Origin of the sequence: Streptomyces sp. NPDC087215 (assembly GCF_044744885.1) — a bacterium.
Taxonomy (GTDB): domain Bacteria; phylum Actinomycetota; class Actinomycetes; order Streptomycetales; family Streptomycetaceae; genus Streptomyces.
In genome coordinates this window covers 825,230-843,160 of record NZ_JBIUZD010000001.1, presented here as the reverse complement: position 1 = coordinate 843,160, position 17,931 = coordinate 825,230, and the positions used below count along the sequence as shown (strand labels likewise).

6 protein-coding genes are annotated in these 17,931 nt (G+C 69.4%); 4 read left to right on the top strand and 2 right to left on the bottom strand.

Features of this window, described 5'->3' with window-relative positions; all coding sequences use genetic code 11:
• Nucleotides 1-98: 98 nt before the first annotated feature.
• Nucleotides 99-3,266 carry a hypothetical protein gene (locus ACIO92_RS03585; protein ID WP_402280977.1) on the bottom strand — a complete coding sequence of 1,056 codons (3,168 nt, stop codon included), beginning with the start codon at nucleotides 3,264-3,266 and terminating at the stop codon, nucleotides 99-101.
• A 584-nt stretch (nucleotides 3,267-3,850) separates the two neighbouring features.
• Here ACIO92_RS03585 and ACIO92_RS03580 point away from each other — a divergent pair.
• Nucleotides 3,851-11,881 carry a ricin-type beta-trefoil lectin domain protein gene (locus ACIO92_RS03580; RefSeq protein ID WP_402280979.1) on the top strand — a complete coding sequence of 2,677 codons (8,031 nt, stop codon included), beginning with the start codon at nucleotides 3,851-3,853 and terminating at the stop codon, nucleotides 11,879-11,881.
• Nucleotides 11,882-12,458: 577 nt separating this feature from the next.
• Here ACIO92_RS03580 and ACIO92_RS03575 read toward each other — a convergent pair.
• Nucleotides 12,459-13,673, bottom strand: coding sequence for a hypothetical protein (locus tag ACIO92_RS03575; protein ID WP_402280981.1), 1,215 nt, complete (start codon nucleotides 13,671-13,673; stop codon nucleotides 12,459-12,461).
• Nucleotides 13,674-13,854: 181 nt separating this feature from the next.
• Between ACIO92_RS03575 and ACIO92_RS03570 the strand changes: the two genes are divergently transcribed.
• The 3 genes from ACIO92_RS03570 to ACIO92_RS03560 all read left to right on the top strand — a co-directional run bounded on the left by ACIO92_RS03570 (nucleotide 13,855) and on the right by ACIO92_RS03560 (nucleotide 17,908).
• Nucleotides 13,855-15,651, top strand: coding sequence for a hypothetical protein (locus tag ACIO92_RS03570; protein WP_402280983.1), 1,797 nt, complete (start codon nucleotides 13,855-13,857; stop codon nucleotides 15,649-15,651).
• 96 nt (nucleotides 15,652-15,747) lie between these two features.
• Complete coding sequence (locus ACIO92_RS03565; RefSeq protein WP_366442801.1) at nucleotides 15,748-16,581, top strand: M55 family metallopeptidase; 834 nt, start codon at nucleotides 15,748-15,750, stop codon at nucleotides 16,579-16,581.
• The gene (locus ACIO92_RS03560) at nucleotides 16,574-17,908 is read left to right on the top strand and encodes a M20/M25/M40 family metallo-hydrolase (RefSeq protein WP_402280985.1); all 1,335 of its coding nucleotides are present in this window, start codon (nucleotides 16,574-16,576) and stop codon (nucleotides 17,906-17,908) included. The genes ACIO92_RS03565 and ACIO92_RS03560 overlap by 8 nt, the downstream gene beginning before the upstream one ends.
• Nucleotides 17,909-17,931: the final 23 nt, after the last annotated feature.

The window sequence follows — 17,931 nt, the reverse complement described above, 5'->3', positions numbered from 1 at the left end:
AGCTCGTTCCCGCCGCGCGGGGCCGTGGACGGGCCGAGCCCCGGCCGTCCGCCGTGAGGCGGACGACCGGGGCTCGGAAAGAGCGGGCGGTTACGGGATCAGCCGAAGGCCCGGATGTCCCGCCAGTCGACGGAGAGCACCGTCTTGACCGCTGTGCCGGTGTTGGTGGTGGACGGGTGGTAGAGCTTCATGTTCCCGGTGTCGCCGAAGCGGGCCCAGATGTCGGGCACTCCGTCCTTGTTGACATCGGGGATGCCGATCGCGCTGGTGATGTTGGCCTCGGTCCACGCCGTGCCGAACGGCACGTCGCCGTTGAGCGAGTTCACCGCCTGCTTGATCGAATCGAGATCGAGGGAACCGGCGCCCGCGGTACCGGGCTTGCCGTGGCGGACGTACATGTTGCCGTTGTCCAGGTTGCGCCACAGCAGGTCGGGCGTGCTGTCCTTGTTCATGTCCGCGATGTTGACGACGTCACGGCGGGCCCACGCGGTGCCCTCCATCAGCGTCGCGGTCTGGAAGGTGGCGCCGGTGTAGCCGGACAGCACCCAGAACGCCGTCCCGGCCCGCACGGCCAGATCGGGCAGCTTGTCGCCGGTGAGGTCGCCGACCGCCTTCAGCTGCGTCCAGGTCGACGGAGCGGGAGCGTTGGACGGCAGCCGGATCTCCAGCCTCTGGTCCACGTTGAAGCTGCCGTAGCCGTCCCCCGGGTACAGCCAGAACTTCTTGTCCGGGGTCACCGCGAACAGGTCGGTCGAACCGTCGCCCGGGTACGCGTCGTCGTAGTGCGCGATCAGCGACGCGGTACCGGCCGCGTTGATCCAGTGGTTCGGCGGGTCGAGCTTCTTGCCCGCCGTCACGTACGAGGCACCCAGGCAGCTGTACAGCTCACCGCCGCTGCCCTGGACCGCCGGGTCCAGGGGGGACCCCACGCAGTTCTTCAGCTTGCCGTCCGGGTAGAGCACCAGCAGGTCGGGGATGCTGTCGCCGCCGGTGTCCATCGGGCTGTCGGCCTGGTCGCGCGGCGGCAGGTAGAACGAGTAGGCGCCACGGATGCTCTGGTTGCCCCCAGTGTCGTACGCGTAGACGTTCAGGGTGTTCGGCCCCGCGTGCCGGGGCCGGACACCGGTCAGGGTGACCTTGCCGCTCACCGGGGTCGGCGCGTCGACGAGGGTCTCGCTGTCGAAGCCGTACTTGAACTTGGCCGCTCCGGGGGCGGTGAAGGTGAAGTCACCGGTGGAACCGAACTTGACCTTGGCCCAGGTCTTGCCGTCGGAGGTGGCCTCCGTGAACACGGTGCTGGTGATGTCCGGCTGCGCAGGGGCGACCGGGTCCACGGTGATCCGGCACGGCTCGTCGCCGCTCGGGTAGAACGTGGAGTACTCGTTGGAGGCGTCCTCGGACCGCACGTCCCACGAGAACAGCGTGTTGGCCGTGATGTTCTTCAGGAGCGGGTCGTCCGCCCGGATGACCATCTGGCCGTAGCCGTTGCCGTCCGCGGTGTCCACGTACTCGGTCTTGGTGGTCGCACCGGTCTTCCAGAAACGGAACCGCAGCTTCGGGACGGTGTTGTCCGGGTCAGTGGCCTTGGCCTTCAGGGTGATGGTCGTCCGGCCGATGGTCACGCTGTTCGTCGGCCCCGGCACGCACGCCCCGCCCGGCGAGGAGGTACCGGTGGTGGGCTGGTTCGGGGGCCGGTTGTACTCGGCCTCCAACGAGGCGGAGGTCGCGCGGAACTTGCGCCAGGTCTGGGTGTCGTTCTCGCTGGTGGCGCGCATGCCGAGGGTGACGCTGCTGGAGCCGGCGTTCGCGGCCTGCTGAACTCCCGACAGCACGTTGAAGTCCTCGTACTCGTCGGGGCAACTCGTCGACCAGCCGTGCGCGAAGGACTTCGAGGCCACCTTCTTCGTCCAGCCCGGCTGCGCCTTCCAGGTCGTGCCGGTGGAGATGGAGCCGGTCAGCCAGACCTGGAACTCACGCGTGCTGCAGGACCAGGAATGGTTGTTCTGGACCTTGAAGGTGGCCCAGTCGAACTTCGCGCCCTTGTACGCCGAGGAGAAGGTCATCTTCCAGAAGGAGCGGCCGAGTCCACCGGTCTCGCTCTCGTAGCCCACGCGGGCGTCGGAGGTGCCGGAGGAGAAGTTCGTGCCGTTCCAGAAACTGGAGGTCGGGTACTTCCGGTACGCGGTCGTCCAGCCGCTCCGGGCGCTGTTGAGCGGCGGGTCGATGAAGACCGGGTACTTGGTGTCCGGGTGGCCGAGGAGCCCGGTCCTGCCCATGCCCAGGTTCAGGGTGGCCGTACCGGTGCCGTCGCCGTCGAGCGTGACCGGGAGCGGCGCGGAGCGGGCGCCCGGCTCGATGCCCGAGAGGCCCGACAGCTTCAGCACGTCGGCGGGTCCCGCGACCGAGGTGCGCAGGGGGGTGCCCGGCGGAAGCTCCGGGTCCTGGCCGCTGGAGTCCCAGGCGAAGGGGGTCGGTATGGTGCCGACGTCCCAGCCCGCCTTGTCCAGGACCTGGATCCGGCTGGCCTTCGCGTCCTGCCGGAAGACCGCGGTCTTCGAGCGCAGGCCGTACGAGACGGTCGCGAGATCCTTGTTCCGCGCTGCCTCGGGGGTCTTGACGATCAGGAGCTGGCCGAAGCCGCCCTCCTCACGCGCGACCAGCAGCAGGTCCACGCCCGGGAGGACCTCGGGGTAGAGGGCGCGGGGGCCGTCGAGCACCGGCTCCGGCAGGGGGCCGGGCCAGGTGTAGGCGATGGTGTGGCCGTCGATGTCGGCCTCGGCGAGGACGGTGGTGGCGCCCTCGCCTTCCGCGAGCGGCATCCGGACGTACGAACGATCCGCACGGTCCGCACCGGAGGTGCCCCCGGAGAAGCGGACCGGTACGACCGCGTTGACCGGGCGGACCGACAGGGCGCCGGACTTGTCGTCGCGGCGCAGGGTGTTGTCGATGGGGGCCCAGTTGCCCCGCGCGTTCTTCGCGCGCTGGGGCAGCGCGTGGATCTGGGTGCGCATCTTGCCGTTCGGCAGCGCCCAGATCTGTTCGGTGGCGGTGGTCGCCGTGTCGACGAGCACCTTCTTGCCGGTGCGCTTGGCCTCGGCCGCGGCGGCGGCTTCGTTCCTCGGCCCGGTCGAGGTCTTCTGGGCCTTCGAGGGCGAGGACTTGGCGGTCGGAGGAGGCTCGCTCGGCTGCCACCAGGGCAGGAGCGCGGCGGTGAGTGCGGCCAGGACGAGGCCGAGGGTGAGGGTCAGCCGTGTGCGGGTGCGCACGAACGGACTGAGAAAACGAGGCGGCGCGGGCACGGCGGCTACTCCCGTGGGACAAGAGGGATGTACGGACAGCGCGGATAGCCCCGACGGACCGTCCGTGGGGCAGAGGCGCGCACACGATCACACGTTCGCCAGAGGACGTCCACACCTTAAGAATTTATTAAGTCGTGACCTTCCTCCGTGTTGGACTCCTGACGGACCGTAATTTTGCCGACGTTTGACCCAGTCCATGGACTCTTTGGATCGCAAATGTGGTTGGTGTCTGTTACGTCACGAAGATCGTTAGCGTGGCTGTCTGTTTGCAATTGCACGGTGGTGAAGGTCACTTCGAAGGTTTCGGGGGTCGGGTAAACGCCCTTGAAGCCCCCGCCCGGATGACGAAAGAGTGCGCACGCACGCGCCTTGTTCCAGGTGCGTGCTTCTTGGTGTTTCTGCACCTTCTCTGTTGTCTTGTTCGTCTGGGTGGGAGTCGACGCGTGATGCGTGCTTCAGAACCACTGTCCTGGATGGGGCGGAACCGCCTCTCCATGACAGAGCCACAAAGACGGCGCCGTCGGCGAAGCCGCACGGCGACCGTCCTCCTGATGTCATCGATATTGACGGTGACGAGCCTGGGGTCCCAGGCCCTGGCCGTCCCCGGCGACGGCATGAGCCGTGAGCGGACGGCCTCCGAGGTCGATCTGCCGGACATCCCGGAAAGCACCGCGCTCGCCGACGACACCAGCGGCGACAAGGCGCTGACCCTCGGGGACGAGCAGCTGATCACGCCCTACACCCCCGGGGCCGTCGATCCGTGGAAGGAGGACGCCGGAAAGGCGCCGCTGACCGCGGCGACCACACCCGGCACCACCGTCCCCGTGGTCAACGAGACCACGGCGGCCGGACTGCCGGTCGCGGTCGGCGTCCCGGTCGGTCAGGACCCGGCGGCCATCGCCGGTGACTGGCGGGTCGCGGTCAAGTCGACCACCGCGTCGGAAGAGACCGGCGTCCCCGGCATGATCATGGAGGTCGTCCCCCCGGCGACCGCCGATCCGACCGCGCAGGTCACCATCGCGGTCGACACCACCGGCTTCGCCGACCGCTACGGCCCCCAGGCCGCCGAGCGCTTCGGCCTGGTCCTCCTGCCGAACTGCGTCATCGACTCCCCGGACACCGGGGACTGCGCCCCGGACACCGGCGTCGAGACCATGTCCGGCGGCACCGAGGTCGCCGACGACATCAAGCTGCTGCGCTCCACGGTCAGGGAGGTGGCGGCCGACAAGGCCCCCACCAAGGCCAAGCTCAAGAAGAACCCGTCCACCCGCACGATCCTGTCCGGCTCGGTACCGGTCGGGAACCTGCTCGCGGACGGCGCCGCTCGCTCCAAGGTCTCCGGCGCCTCGGCCCGGCAGGCCGCCCTCCCCGCCGCCGACGCCTCCGGCCGCCAGGTCATCGGTGCGATGGACACCGGCGCCTCGGCGAGCGGTGACTTCACCGCCTCGCCGCTGCTGTCCGCCGGCTCCTGGGCCGCGGGCTCGTCCAACGGCGCCTTCACCTACAGCTACCAGGTGCAGGTCCCGGAGGCCGCCGGCGGTCTGACGCCGAAGGTCGGCCTGGGCTACTCCTCGCAGACCGTCGACGGCCGCACCTCGGCGACGAACAACCAGGCCTCCTGGATCGGTGACGGCTGGGACTACAACCCCGGCTCCATCAGCCGTACGTACGTCAACTGCCGCCAGGACTCCAAGAAGGCGGGGTCGAACAACTCGACCCACAAGACCGCCGACCTGTGCTGGGGCTCGGAGAACGCCACCCTGTCCCTGGGCGGCATGACCACCGAGCTGGTCTGGGACGACACCAAGGGGCCGAACGGCTCCGACGGGAAGCCCGTGGGCGCCTGGTTCACGGCCAACGGCGACGGCTCGAAGATCGAGCGGCTCAAGGACACGTCCAAGGACCCGCGCTCGGGCATGAAGGACGCCGACGGCGAGTACTGGGTCGTCACCACCAAGGACGGCACGAAGTACCACTTCGGCCTGAACAAGCTCCCGGGCTGGTCGGACAACGGCGCCGCCGCCGACGACCCGTACACCGATTCCGTCCTCGCGGTACCGGTCTACGGCAACCACTCGGGCGAGCCCTGCTACAAGGGTTCGACGACCGCCGACTGGAAGACCTCCGCCTGCAACCAGGCCTGGCAGTGGAACCTCGACTACGTCGAGGACATCCACGGCAACGCCATGTCGTTCTGGTGGGAGCGCGAGGAGAACTACTACGCGAAGAACTTCTACTTCAAGGGCCCGGTCAAGTACCACCGCGGCGGCTACCTGTCGCGCATCGACTACGGCCAGCGCAGTGACACCGTCTTCACCGCCACCGCCCCCGGCCGCGTCAACTTCAAGACCGAGGAGCGCTGCTACACCGAGGGCACGCTGACCTGCAGCCCGGAGAACTTCAAGTCGACGGACCCGGGCAAGTACCGCATCTGGTACGACACCCCCGCCGACCTGAGGTGCCAGGCGGTCACCTCGACCGACAAGAAGAAGTGCTGGAACGCCGGTCCGACCTTCTGGACCACCAAGCGCCTCGACAAGATCACCACCTCGGCCCAGCGCCGCACCGACACCACCGCGCGCCAGGTCGTCGACGAGTACCAGCTCAAGCAGAGCTTCCCCGTCCTCCAGACCGGTGTGAACACGGCCCTGTGGCTGGAGTCCATCCAGCGCACCGGCTACGCCCGCAACGGCTCGACGGACACCGCGGCCAAGCTCAACCCGGTCCGGTTCGAGTTCAACGAGGAGGGGATGCCGAACCGCGTCCTCCTGCGCAAGACGACCGGGGAGCAGAAGGGCCACCCGATCGACCCGCGCCCCGGCTTCTCCAGGCTGCGCATCGCCCGTGTCGTCAACGAGTACGGCGGCGAGACCGTCGTCACGTACAAGGTGCCGACCTGGGGCGACGCGGCGGACGGCTGCGCCAGCAAGCTGGGCCTGCCCACCAAGACGGAGAAGGCCGAGCTCAAGGCCAACACCCGGCTGTGCTACCCGATGTACTGGCACCCGGACTCCGAGGTCGAGGACATCGACTGGTTCCACAAGTACCCGGTCGACTCCATCGAGGAACTGCCGAACGTCGAGGGCTCGTACTCCACGCTGACGTCGTACGCCTACAAGAACGCCGGCTGGAAGCTCGCCGAGGCGGAGTTCAGCAAGAAGTCCACCCGCACGTACTCGCAGTTCGCGGGCTTCGAGCAGACGACCGTCGTCACGGGTGAGCGGAAGGCCGCCGCCGACAACGGCGAGGGCTCCAACCCGGGCGAGGACACGCCGGGCGTCGAAGGCCCCAAGACCAAGGCGGTCACCCGCTTCTACCGGGGCATGGGCGACACCGTCCCGGTGAAGGACATCGCGGGCGCCACGCTCACCCACAACGGTGCGACGGTCTACGACCGCGAGGCCTTCGCGGGCCGGATCTCCGAGGAGTTCAGCTACTCCAACGCGACCGACGCCGACGGCAACTGGCTCACCCGGAGCCTCACCGTGCCGGAGGTCACCGAGCTCGCCAGCCGCGACCGCGGCGACGGCCTCGACGCGCTGAAGGCATGGCGGGTCACCGAGCCCGAGGAGATCGCGTACACCAAGTCGTCGGGCACGGGCGACGACAAGCGCACCCTGCGGAGCGTCCGTACCAAGACTGACTTCGAGTCCACGCACGGACTGCCCACCCAGGTCGAGTCCTTCGGCGACACCGAGAAGGCCGGCGACGAGACCTGCACCAAGCTGGAGTACCTGCACCACACGGCCCGGAACATCATCGGTCTGACCAAGCAGATCCTGGTCTCGCCGACGCTGTGCGCGGCCGCGAACTGGACGGACCTCTCGACGCTCTCCAGTGGTGGTCGTACCTCCTACGACAACACGGCGTGGGGCACCGCACTCGCCGACACCACTCGGGGACTGGCCACTGAGACGTGGTCCATCAACGGTGACAGCACCGGCTGGCGTACCGGTGGCACCTCCACCTTTGACTCCCTGGGCCGGGTCATCAAGCAGGTCGACCCGGACAAGAAGGAATACAAGACCACGTTCGATCCGGCCGAGGGCCAGGTCTTCAAGGTCACCCACACCAATCCGCTGGGCCACGCCCAGATCCAGGAGGTGGAGCCGGGTCGCGGGACCGCCCTGAAGACGACCGACGCCAACAACCACGTCAGCGAGGCGAAGTACGACCCGCTGGGCCGTCTCGTCGAGGCGTGGTCCCCCGGCCGGACCCCGGCGTCGAACGCGGTCCCGGACTTCAGGGCCGAGTACGTCACCCCGGGCGACCAGCCCGACCCGAACGACCCGGACGGCGGAAAGCTCCGCAAGCCCCCGTACATCACGACGTACAGCCGTGGTTACGAAGACCGGGTGGAGAAGTCCGTCACGATCTACGACGGTCTGGGCCGCGAGCGCCAGTCCCAGGAGGAGGCGGACGGCGGTGGCCGTCTGATCACCGACACCCTGTACAACCGGGCCGGTGAGGTCTACCAGACCAACAACGCCTACCTCAACGAGGACGCCCCGAGCGGGGAACTGTTCACCCCGCGTGCCGACACCACGGTCCCCAACATCACCCGCTACAAGTACGACGGCCTCGGTCGGGTGCTCGAGGAGATGCCGGTCCTCAAGGTAGCGGTGCCTGGGACCACCGAGGCCATCTCCCAGGAGGTGCCCGCGAAGGCGACCCGTTACGAGTACGGGTCCGACTGGTCGAAGGTGGTCCACCCGCAGGGCGTCTCGTCCTACCGGGTCTACACCGACGCCATCGGGCGTACGGTCCGTACCGACGGTTTCAACCCGGCGGCACCCGGCGGATTCACGTCCACGCGCTACACGTACAACAGCCGTGGATACCTGACAAAGGCGACGAGCTCGGCCGACCCGACCCACCCGTGGGAGTGGACCTTCGACAAGCGCGGCCGGATGGAGACCGCGACCGACCCGGACACGGGCGTCACGCGGATGACGTACGACCACCGTGACCGTCCGCTGACGACGAGCAACGCGCGTGGTCAGACCGTCTGGAACTCGTACGACGAGCTGTCCCGGCCCAAGGAACAGCGCCTGGGCGGCGCAGACGGCCCGCTGCTCGCCGGGTTCACGTACGACACCGTTGCCGGAGGCAAGGGCCAGCCTGCCTCCGTCACCCGGTACACGGACGGCTTGGCATACACCCAGAAGATCAACGGCTACACGAAGGACTACCAGCCGAGCTCGGCGACGCTGTCCCTTCCCCCGTCGCTGGCCACCACGTGGGGGATCCCTGCGGACTACCGGTACGACTACAAGTTCTCCGACACCGGAAAGCTGGAGGAGGCGACCCTTCCCAAGGCCGGCAAGTTTGACGCCGAGAAGCTGATCGTCCGTTACAACAAGGAGGGCAAGCCGCTTTCGATCTCCGGCAAGGACTGGTACGGATCTGAGACGGTCTACTCGCCCTACGGCCAGGTTCTGCGCTCGACCCTCGGCGCGGTGCCGTACCGGGTATGGGCCCAGAACTCGTTCGACGAGTCCACCGGCGAGCTCCAGAACCAGATGGTCTACCGGGAGCAGACCGGCGGCGCCGGTCCGGTCGCGGGCAACCTGGTCTCGAAGCGTGAGTACGCCTACGACCCGGCCGGAAATGTCACGGGCATCCGTGAACACGCCACCGGTATCGAAGAGCGCCAGTGCTTCACGTACGACCCGCTGGGTCAGCTGAAGAACGCTTGGACCTCGAAGAACCAGGAGAGCTGCACCACCCCGAAGAACACGGACGGCACGCTCAACGTTGCCGCGGGCAAGGACACCTCCGGCTACTGGCAGGAGTACGAGTACGACCTGCTCGGCAACCGCACCAAGCTGGTCGAGAAGGACCTGACCGGCGCCACGGCCAAGGACGCGACCACCACGTACCAGTACGGTGTGGGCACGGCCAAGAGTCAGCCGCACACGCTCACCAAGGTGTCGAAGACCTACACCACCCCCGCGGGTGCGCAGGTCAAGGCCGAGGCCGAGCGCATCTACGAACTGACGGGCGAGACGAAGACCGTCACCTCGCTGGAGAACGGTGACAAGCAGAGCCTGAGCTGGACCCCGGACGGCAAGGTCGACCGGATCACCGGTGCGGGCACTGGTGGAAAGACTCCCTACGTGGGTCTGGCCGACAAGTGCATCGACCTCAAGAGCGGTGTGGTGGCTGCCTCGCAGCCGATCCAGCTGTACAGCTGCAACACCACCCAGGCACAGTCCTGGAAGTTCACGCCCACCCCGGGCCCGGCGGCGGCTCCGCAGACCGACCCGAACAAGGGCACGCTGTCGGTGTACGAGGACTGGTGCCTCCAGCCGGCCGCCAACACTGCCGGGTCCGCGCTTCAGATCCAGAAGTGCGGCACCACTGCGGCGGCGACGACGGCGCAGGAGCTGAAGCGCAACGCGGCCGGTCAGCTGACGCACGTCGCGTCCAACCTGTGCCTGGCGGTGCAGGGGGCCAACTCGGCCAACGGCACGGCGATCGTCCTGGCCACGTGCGACGGAACCGCCGCGCAGCTCTGGGCGCCGCAGAACGACACCCGTCACATCTACGGTCCCGGCGGCGACCGTCTGCTCACCATCAAGGGCAAGACGGCCACCCTGAACCTGGGTGACACGGAGGTCACCGTCCAGCAGGGCGGTGTCCTGGTCAACTCGCAGCGCACCTACTCCAGCCCCGGTGGCGCGGTCATGCGCTACGCCAACGGCACGGGCGGGGACGCCCTGGTCGCCCTGACCACGGACCACCAGGGCTCCACCTACTCCGAGGTCGTCCTCGGCGGTGGAATGGACGTGCGGATCCGCAAGCAGGACGCCTTCGGCAACCAGCGTGGGACGAGCACGATCGGTGTCAACCAGCAGTCCCACACCGGTTTCCTCGGCAAGACCAGGGACGACTCCTCCGGCTTCACACTGCTGGGCGCGCGTCTCTACGACCCGGTGGTCGGACGCTTCCTCTCCGCCGACCCGCTGATGGACCTGAACGATCCCCAGCAGGCCAACGGATACGTCTACGCGCACAACAACCCGGTCACCCACGCGGACCCGACCGGACTGGCGATCTCCCTGACCGCCTCGGAGAAGGCGGCGGCCCTCGCGGGCGCGGGCCTGTCCGCGGCGCAGGTCGCGCAGGCGCAGGCCACCATGGGCAAGTCCCTGACCTCGGTGATCCTCGGTGCCGCGTGGAGCGTGCTGAGCGACTTCATCGGTCTCAGCGACGCCATGGCCTGCTTCGGCGGTGACATGTGGTCCTGCGGCAGCATGATCGTCGGGGCGATCCCGTGGACCAAGCTGGGCAAGATCCCGTCCGTCCTGAAGGCGGTCAGCCGCACGATCGACGCCATCCAGGCGTTCAAGAAGGCCAAGGCGGCCGCCGAGGTCGTCCTCAAGGCCGCGAAGGCGGCCGAGGCATCGGCCTTGAAGGCCAAGAAGGCCGCCATCGAGAAGGCGAAGAAGGAGGCCGCGCAAAGGGCCAAGAAGAAGGCGGCCGAGGCAGAGAAACGAAAGGCCGACGCGGCGGCAGCCGCGAAGAAGAAGACTGGCAACCCGGTCCAGAAGCAGGCCCAGGCCAAGGCTGCGCCGAAGGCGTCGTCGGTGGCCAGCGTCAGCAAGGGTGGCGGCAGCAAGGGTGGTGGAGGCGCCAAGGTAAGCACCTCGAAGCCGGGCGGCTCGTCGGGCGCTTCGTCCCGCAGCAGCGGTGGTTCCAGTGGTGGCTCCTGCAAGACGGCGGACAACAGCTTCGTACCCGGCACGAAGGTGTTGATGGCGGACGGTACCGCCAAGGCCATTGAGGACATCAGGACGGGTGACAAGGTCGTCGCCACCGACACCAAGACCGGGGAGACCCGGATCGAGACGGTCTCGGCGGAGATCAAGGGCAAGGGCCTCAAGCGCCTTGTCAGGGTCACTATCGACACGGATGGCCCGAAGGGCACGAAGACAGCCGAGGTCACCGCTACCGACGGTCACCCCTTCTGGGTCCCCGAGCTGGCCAAGTGGATCGACGCCACGGACCTGAAGCCGGGCGAGTGGCTGCGCACTGGCGCGGGCACCCTCGTCCAGGTCACCGAGATCCAGCGCTGGACGGCCCAGGACGAGACGGTACACAACCTGACGGTTTCGGACGCTCACACGTACTATGTGGTGGCGGACAGCGTCCCGGTCCTGGTCCACAACTGTGGATTGAACACCGACGGGTATCTGTATCGCGGTGTCGTCAAGGGGCACCATAGCTATGACACCGCAGCGGAAGGGCGGGCGGTGCCCCGCGGAAGCAGCACGGACATCGATGCTCACTCAGGTGGAAATGGGACGGATACCATCTTCACGTCTTGGTCGGACGACCCCGACGTGGCCGTGGAATTTGCCCAGAACCTAGGTGATGATTGGGTCGGGGAAGGTGTAATGCTGCGCATCAGGGTTGAAGGCATCGATTCCGGTGTGGGGCCGTCGAAAAACATTCAGATCCATGGAACTAAGTATGAGAGATTCATGGAAGATGAACATCTCATCATAGGGGAGATTCTGGCCGACGAAATCAGCTTCGACTTTGGAGAGACCTGGTCTCCCGTCAGGCGGCGATGAAGTGAACGAGGTATCCGCGATTGAACTACTCGCCGCGTTGGATTCCGAATCTGGAGTCCACCTCCAGGCCAGAAATGCACTGCTTTCTGGAGCGCCTTTCCAGATTTGGCTCAAGCCTCAGTCGGCATCGATGCTTCGGGGCATTCTCCGAGCGAGGGTGAAAAGCCTGCAGCGGCGCGGAAAGCCGGTCATAGGGGTCACGGAATGCCTTGCGGATCTTGCCGAAAAGGGCGAGCAAGGTCTTCTTGTGGCGTATGTGGACGATCGCGAGCGAAGCGGATACCTCTTCCCTCTCTACATCGATCCGCAACCGCTCAGAGTCGTCGGATGTATGGGGTTTAATTCCTCCTTCGAGGGAGATCCCCTTACCGGTCCTGAGTAACACCGTAGGTAGCAGAAGTTCACACTGCCCCAGTAGCCCCGCCGGATCTGTTCCCGGTGGGGCTACTGGGCTTTGCTGCTGTCCCCGCAATGCGTCAGCCCGTGCTTCCAGCCGCGGTCACGGCCGGGAAAGAGACCGCCAAGCCGAATCTGAAGACGGTCCAGGCGGTCGGTGTTCGATGGTTCCCCGGCCTGGTCACGCCCCGCCCGACGCCCTCCGCAACGTACTGATGCACGACCCGATCGCCTCCTGCAGCGCCTCCAGGCGCTGGAGCATGTCGGCTTCGAAGATCTCTTCCTCCATCACCTCGTCCAGGGTCAGTTCCTCGAAGACCTTCGTCGCCTTCTGCAGGCTGTTGTAGAACTTCGTGCGCCGCTCCTGGACCCGCAGCGCCGGGTCCTCCTCCACCGCCTTGGCGACCAGGCCCTTCACCGTGTCGTACGCCTCACCCGCCCACTCGCCGGCCTCCTCCGAGTCGTCCAGCTCGTCGATCAGCGAGAGATGCCGTTCCGCCTCCGCCCGCAGTTCCGGCGGCGCCGCCACGGTCTGCCCGGCGGGTGTCCTGATCTGGCCGTTCTCCACGATCTGGCGGACGTAACCGATCCGGTCCGCCGCCTTCGCCTCGCTCGCCACCGCCTTCTTCAGGTCGTCCGTGCGCGCGAACGCCCTGGCCATCTCCGTCTGGAGCGCCGGGTCCTCCTTCATCCGGTCGAGCAGCGCCCCGCGCGCCGCCTCCGCCGTCCCCGGGTCCGCCAGGATCGCCGCCCGCAGCGCCGTCGGGTTCTCCGCGACCTCAAGGGCCTTCGTCGGCCGGATGCCCTCCGCCTCCGCCGCCGCGCTGATCGCCTGGCCGCGCACCGAGGAGGCGCTGTTGCGGGAGTCGTAGTACGACAGCCAGACGTCCGCGTCCGGCAGCTCGATGTCCTCGCCCGGGACCAGCACCTCGAACTGCGGGACCAGACCGTCGTCCGCCGCCATGTCCCACGCCCGGTAGTGGCGCATCACCCGCTCCGGCGAGCAGCCCGCCAGCTCCGCGAACGCCTTCGAGGAGATCTTCGTCCGGGCCGTGCCCTCGGCGGGCTGACCGCCGGGCCGGACACTGCGCGCCACTTTGAGGGCGAAGGCCCAGCCGCCGGTGCGCGCGTACACGCCGAAGTCGTGGGCGTCCCTGACGACGACGGGGTCCAGGTCGGCCGCTGCCGGAGCCTCCTCCTCGTCGGATTCGCTCATGGTGTCGGGCTCTGCGGCGGGAGCCACGACCGCCGTCCCTGTCTCCGCGGCCGCGTCCGGCTGCTGCACCCAGAAGTCGCCCGGCTCCACCGGCGCCTCCACCACGGGAGGCTCGGCGGTGGCGGGCGCGGGGACGACGGGGGAGGTGGAGGTGTCGGACGGGGCGGGGGCGATGGTCACCGAGGGCACTCCGGAAGGTCGGTTGGGAGAACTGCGGCCGACAGCCTATACGCACCCCTTGGCGATGATTCGCCCGATTCTGGACATTCGGGCATCGGGTCACCGGAATATCGTTGGCGTCCCGGACGGCCGTCCCCCAGGATGCGGTCATGACCTACGGAATCGAGTCCCACTCCGCGCGATGAGCGCCCCCGACGAGCGCGAGACGCTCGCCCCCTCCCTGTACGCCCATGTCCTCGCCCTGCGGGCCGCCGCCCCCGACACACCCCTGCCCCCGGGCGGTCTGCCACTTCCCCGAGGCGCCCGCCCGCCACGAGACGGAACCCCCGGCCCGCGCGCACGGGAGGCCCGGGAGGCCGTGACCGCCCTCGTACGGTCCGCCCTCGCGGACGCCGACCCCGTCCGGGCCGCCCTGGCGCTGGAGCGCGACCTCAGCGCCGCCGGAATCCGAGAGCGGGCCGTGCACGCGGCCGTCGTCGCCCTGCCGCCTCCCGAAGAAGCCCCCGACCGGGCCCGCGCGCTCGCCCGTGCCCTGACCCGCACCGGCACCACCGTCACCGCCGTCGCCGCCGGGCTCGGCCTCCTCGTCCCGCTCGGGGAGGCCGAGGACGTGCCGTACCTGCGCGCCCTCGGCCTGCTCCACGGGCTCGGCGACCAGGCCGCCAGGGCCCTCGCCCCGCTGGACCGCGAGGCCGCCGCCCTGGCCCGGCTCGTGCGCGAGCGGAGCGACGCCCTCCGGCCGCTCGTGGACGCCCTCGTCCGGGGCGACGAGCGGACCGCTCGGGCCCTGCTCACCGGCCTGCCCACCACGCCACGGGACCTCGGCCGCAGACAGGCCCGGCACCTCGCCGAAGCCGTGGGCCTCACCGCCCTGCTGCGGGAAGAGCCTGGGCTCCTCGGCCCCGCCCTCGGCCTCCTCACCCGCATGAGCCAGGGGCCGGAGGCCGAGATCCGCGCGTACGACGAGGCCGTCGCCCTGTACGAGACGGCGGCCGACCGCGCCCGTGAGCTGCCCCCGCTCCTCGGCCACCGGGCCCGGCTCGTCACCCTCGCCCAGGAACTGGACAGCGGGGACGCCCGGCTCCTGCCCTGGCCACCGGGCCGCCGGAGGGCCGTGCTCGCCGCCCTCCTGGCGGCCGTCGGGGAACCGGAGAGCCCCTCTGACCCGGCGGACCGGCGGCGCGCCGAGTGGATCCGGCGCACGGCCCGCCGCCTCACCGCCGTGACCACGGGGGAGGGGGCCGAAGACCTCCCGGACGGTCACCGCACGGGTGCGCCCGCCGTTCCCCTCACCTCCCGGCTGCGGATCGAGGTGGCCGTCGGCGACCCCGGGGAGCCGACCGGAGCCGAAACCCGGCTGCTCGTCGACGGACGTCCCCTCGTGCCCTCGGTCTTCGCGCTGGGAGCGGGAGAACCGCCCGAGGAACTCCTCCTGAACGGCGCCCTGCGTGCCGGACCCGAGCCCACGGAAGTGCGGCTCGCCGAGGCGACCTGCACGGAGGGCTGCTGCGGTGCGCTCCACGTCACCGTCCGCCGCGACGGACCCCATGTCGTCTGGGACGGCTGGCGGCGGCCGGGCGCCCCGCCGGGACTTCCCCACGCGCCCGCGTACCGCTTCGACGCCGACGCGTACGACCGCGAGGTCGGCCGCGCCGAGCGGGACCTCGGCTGGGCGTGGCCCGCGCGCCGGACCGCCTGGCTGATCGCGGAGGGGCTGCGCGAACGGCCCGGGATCCTCGCCCGGTGGGGACTGCGCCGGGGATGGATCTCCACCGACTTCCACCAGCCGGACGTCACCGTGATCACCTTCCTCGGCCCGCCGCTCCGCCCGGACGGCACACCCGACACCGAGGCCGGGACCCGGCAGTTCCTCCAGCGGCTTCCGGACGACGGCCGTCCGCCCCGGGAGCGCGCGGCGGAGGCCCTGCGCCACCTGGCGGAGGAGGACCCCAGGCGGCATCCGGAACCGGGGGAGTGATCCGTACGGCCGTCCCGGTGAGCGCCAGAGGTCCACTCCAACGATGGTTATCCACAGGGGTGGTGGGGCCGCCGGGCGGCGCGTACGGTGCCAGACATGAAGATCCTCATCAGCGCCGACATGGAGGGCGCGACCGGTGTGACCTGGCCCGCCGACGTGCTGCCTGGCACGCCCCAGTGGGAGCGGTGCCGCACCATGTTCACCTCCGATGTGAACGCGGCGGTGCTCGGCTTCTTCGACGGGGGCGCCGACGAGGTCCTCGTCAACGAAGCCCACTGGACCATGCGGAACCTGCTCCTGGAGCAGCTCGACGGGCGCGCCGAGATGCTCACCGGACGGCACAAGTCGCTGTCCATGGTCGAGGGCGTGCAGCACGGGGACGTCGACGGCATCGCGTTCGTCGGCTACCACACCGGGGCGGGCGCCGAGGGCGTCCTCGCCCACACCTACCTCGCCAACTCCCTCACCGGCGTCTGGCTCAACGGCGAGCGCGCGAGCGAGGGCCTGCTCAACGCGCACGTGGTCGCGGAGTACGGGGTCCCCGTCGTCCTCGTCACCGGCGACGACCTCACCTGTGAGGACGCCCTCGGATACGCCCCTGAGGCCCCCAAGGTCGCCGTCAAGGACTACGTCTCGCGGTACGCGGCGGTCTGCCGGACCCCGGCCAGGACCGCCGCCGACATCCGGGCCGCCGCCAGGACCGGCGCGGCGCTCGCCGCACGCCACGAACCGGTCGTGGGCGGCCCCTTCACCATGGAGCTGGAGTTCGACGCCGAGCACCTGGGCGCCGCCGCCACGGTGGTTCCCGGCGTGGCCCGGAGCGGCGAACGCCGAGTCTCGTACACCAGCGGGACGATGTACGAGGCAATTCGCACGTTCAAGGCGGTCACGACCATCGTCTCGGCCGCGGTGGAGGAGCAGTATGGCTGAGGAGGTCCGGAGACCGGACACGACGGCGCTCGACGAGGTGGTCACCTTCACCTCCGAGCTGATCCGCGTCGACACCACCAACCGGGGCGGCGGTGACTGCCGGGAACGGCCGGCGGCCGAGTACGTCGCCGAGCGGCTCGCCGCCGCCGGAATCGACCCCGTGCTCCTGGAGCGCACCCCGGGCCGGGCCAACGTCGTGGCCCGCGTCCCCGGCACCGACCCCTCGGCCGACGCGCTCCTCGTCCACGGACACCTCGACGTGGTCCCCGCCGACCCCGCCGAATGGACCGTCCACCCCTTCTCCGGGGAGGTCCGCGACGGGGTCGTCTGGGGCCGGGGCGCCGTCGACATGAAGAACATGGACGCGATGGTCCTGGCCGTCGTCCGCGCCTGGGCCCGGCAGGGCGTCCGGCCGCGCCGGGACATCGTCCTCGCCTACACCGCCGACGAGGAGGCCAGCGCCGAGGACGGCTCCGGGTTCCTCGCCGACCGGCACGCCCACCTCTTCGAGGGCTGTACCGAGGGCATCAGCGAATCCGGCGCGTACAGCTTCCATCCCCAGCCGGGCACCACCCTCTACCCGATCGCGGCGGGGGAGCGGGGCACCGCCTGGCTCAAGCTGACCGCCCAGGGCAGGGCGGGACACGGCTCGAAGGTGAACACGGCCAACGCCGTCACCCGGCTCGCCGAGGCCGTCGCCCGGATCGGCGCGCACACCTGGCCGGTCCGCCTCACCACCACGGTCCGCGCCGCCCTCACCGAACTCGCCGGGCTGTACGGCATCGAGACGGACACCGGGGTCCCCGACCTCGACGTGGACCTGCTCCTCGACAAGCTCGGTCCGGCCGCCGCCCTCGTCGAGCCGACCGTCCGCAACAGCGCCAACCCGACGATGCTCTCCGCCGGGTACAAGGTGAACGTCATCCCAGGCCAGGCCGTCGCGTACGTCGACGGGCGGACGCTGCCGGGCACCGACGAGGAGTTCGCCGCGACCATGGACCTGCTCACCGGGCCCGATGTGGACTGGGAGTTCCACCACCGCGAGGTCGCCCTCGAAGCCCCCGTCGACTCGCCGACCTTCGCGAAGCTCCGCGCCGCCGTCGAGCGCTTCGACCCCGCCGGGCACGTCCTGCCGTTCACCATGTCCGGCGGCACCGACGCCAAGCAGTTCTCCCGGCTCGGCATCACCGGCTACGGCTTCTCGCCGCTCCGGCTGCCCCCCGGCCTGGACTACGGGGCCCTCTTCCACGGCGTCGACGAACGCGTCCCCGTGGACGCCCTGCACTTCGGCGTACGGGTCCTCGACCACTACCTCAGGTCCGCGTAGGGCCGTGACCGCCCGCACAGAGA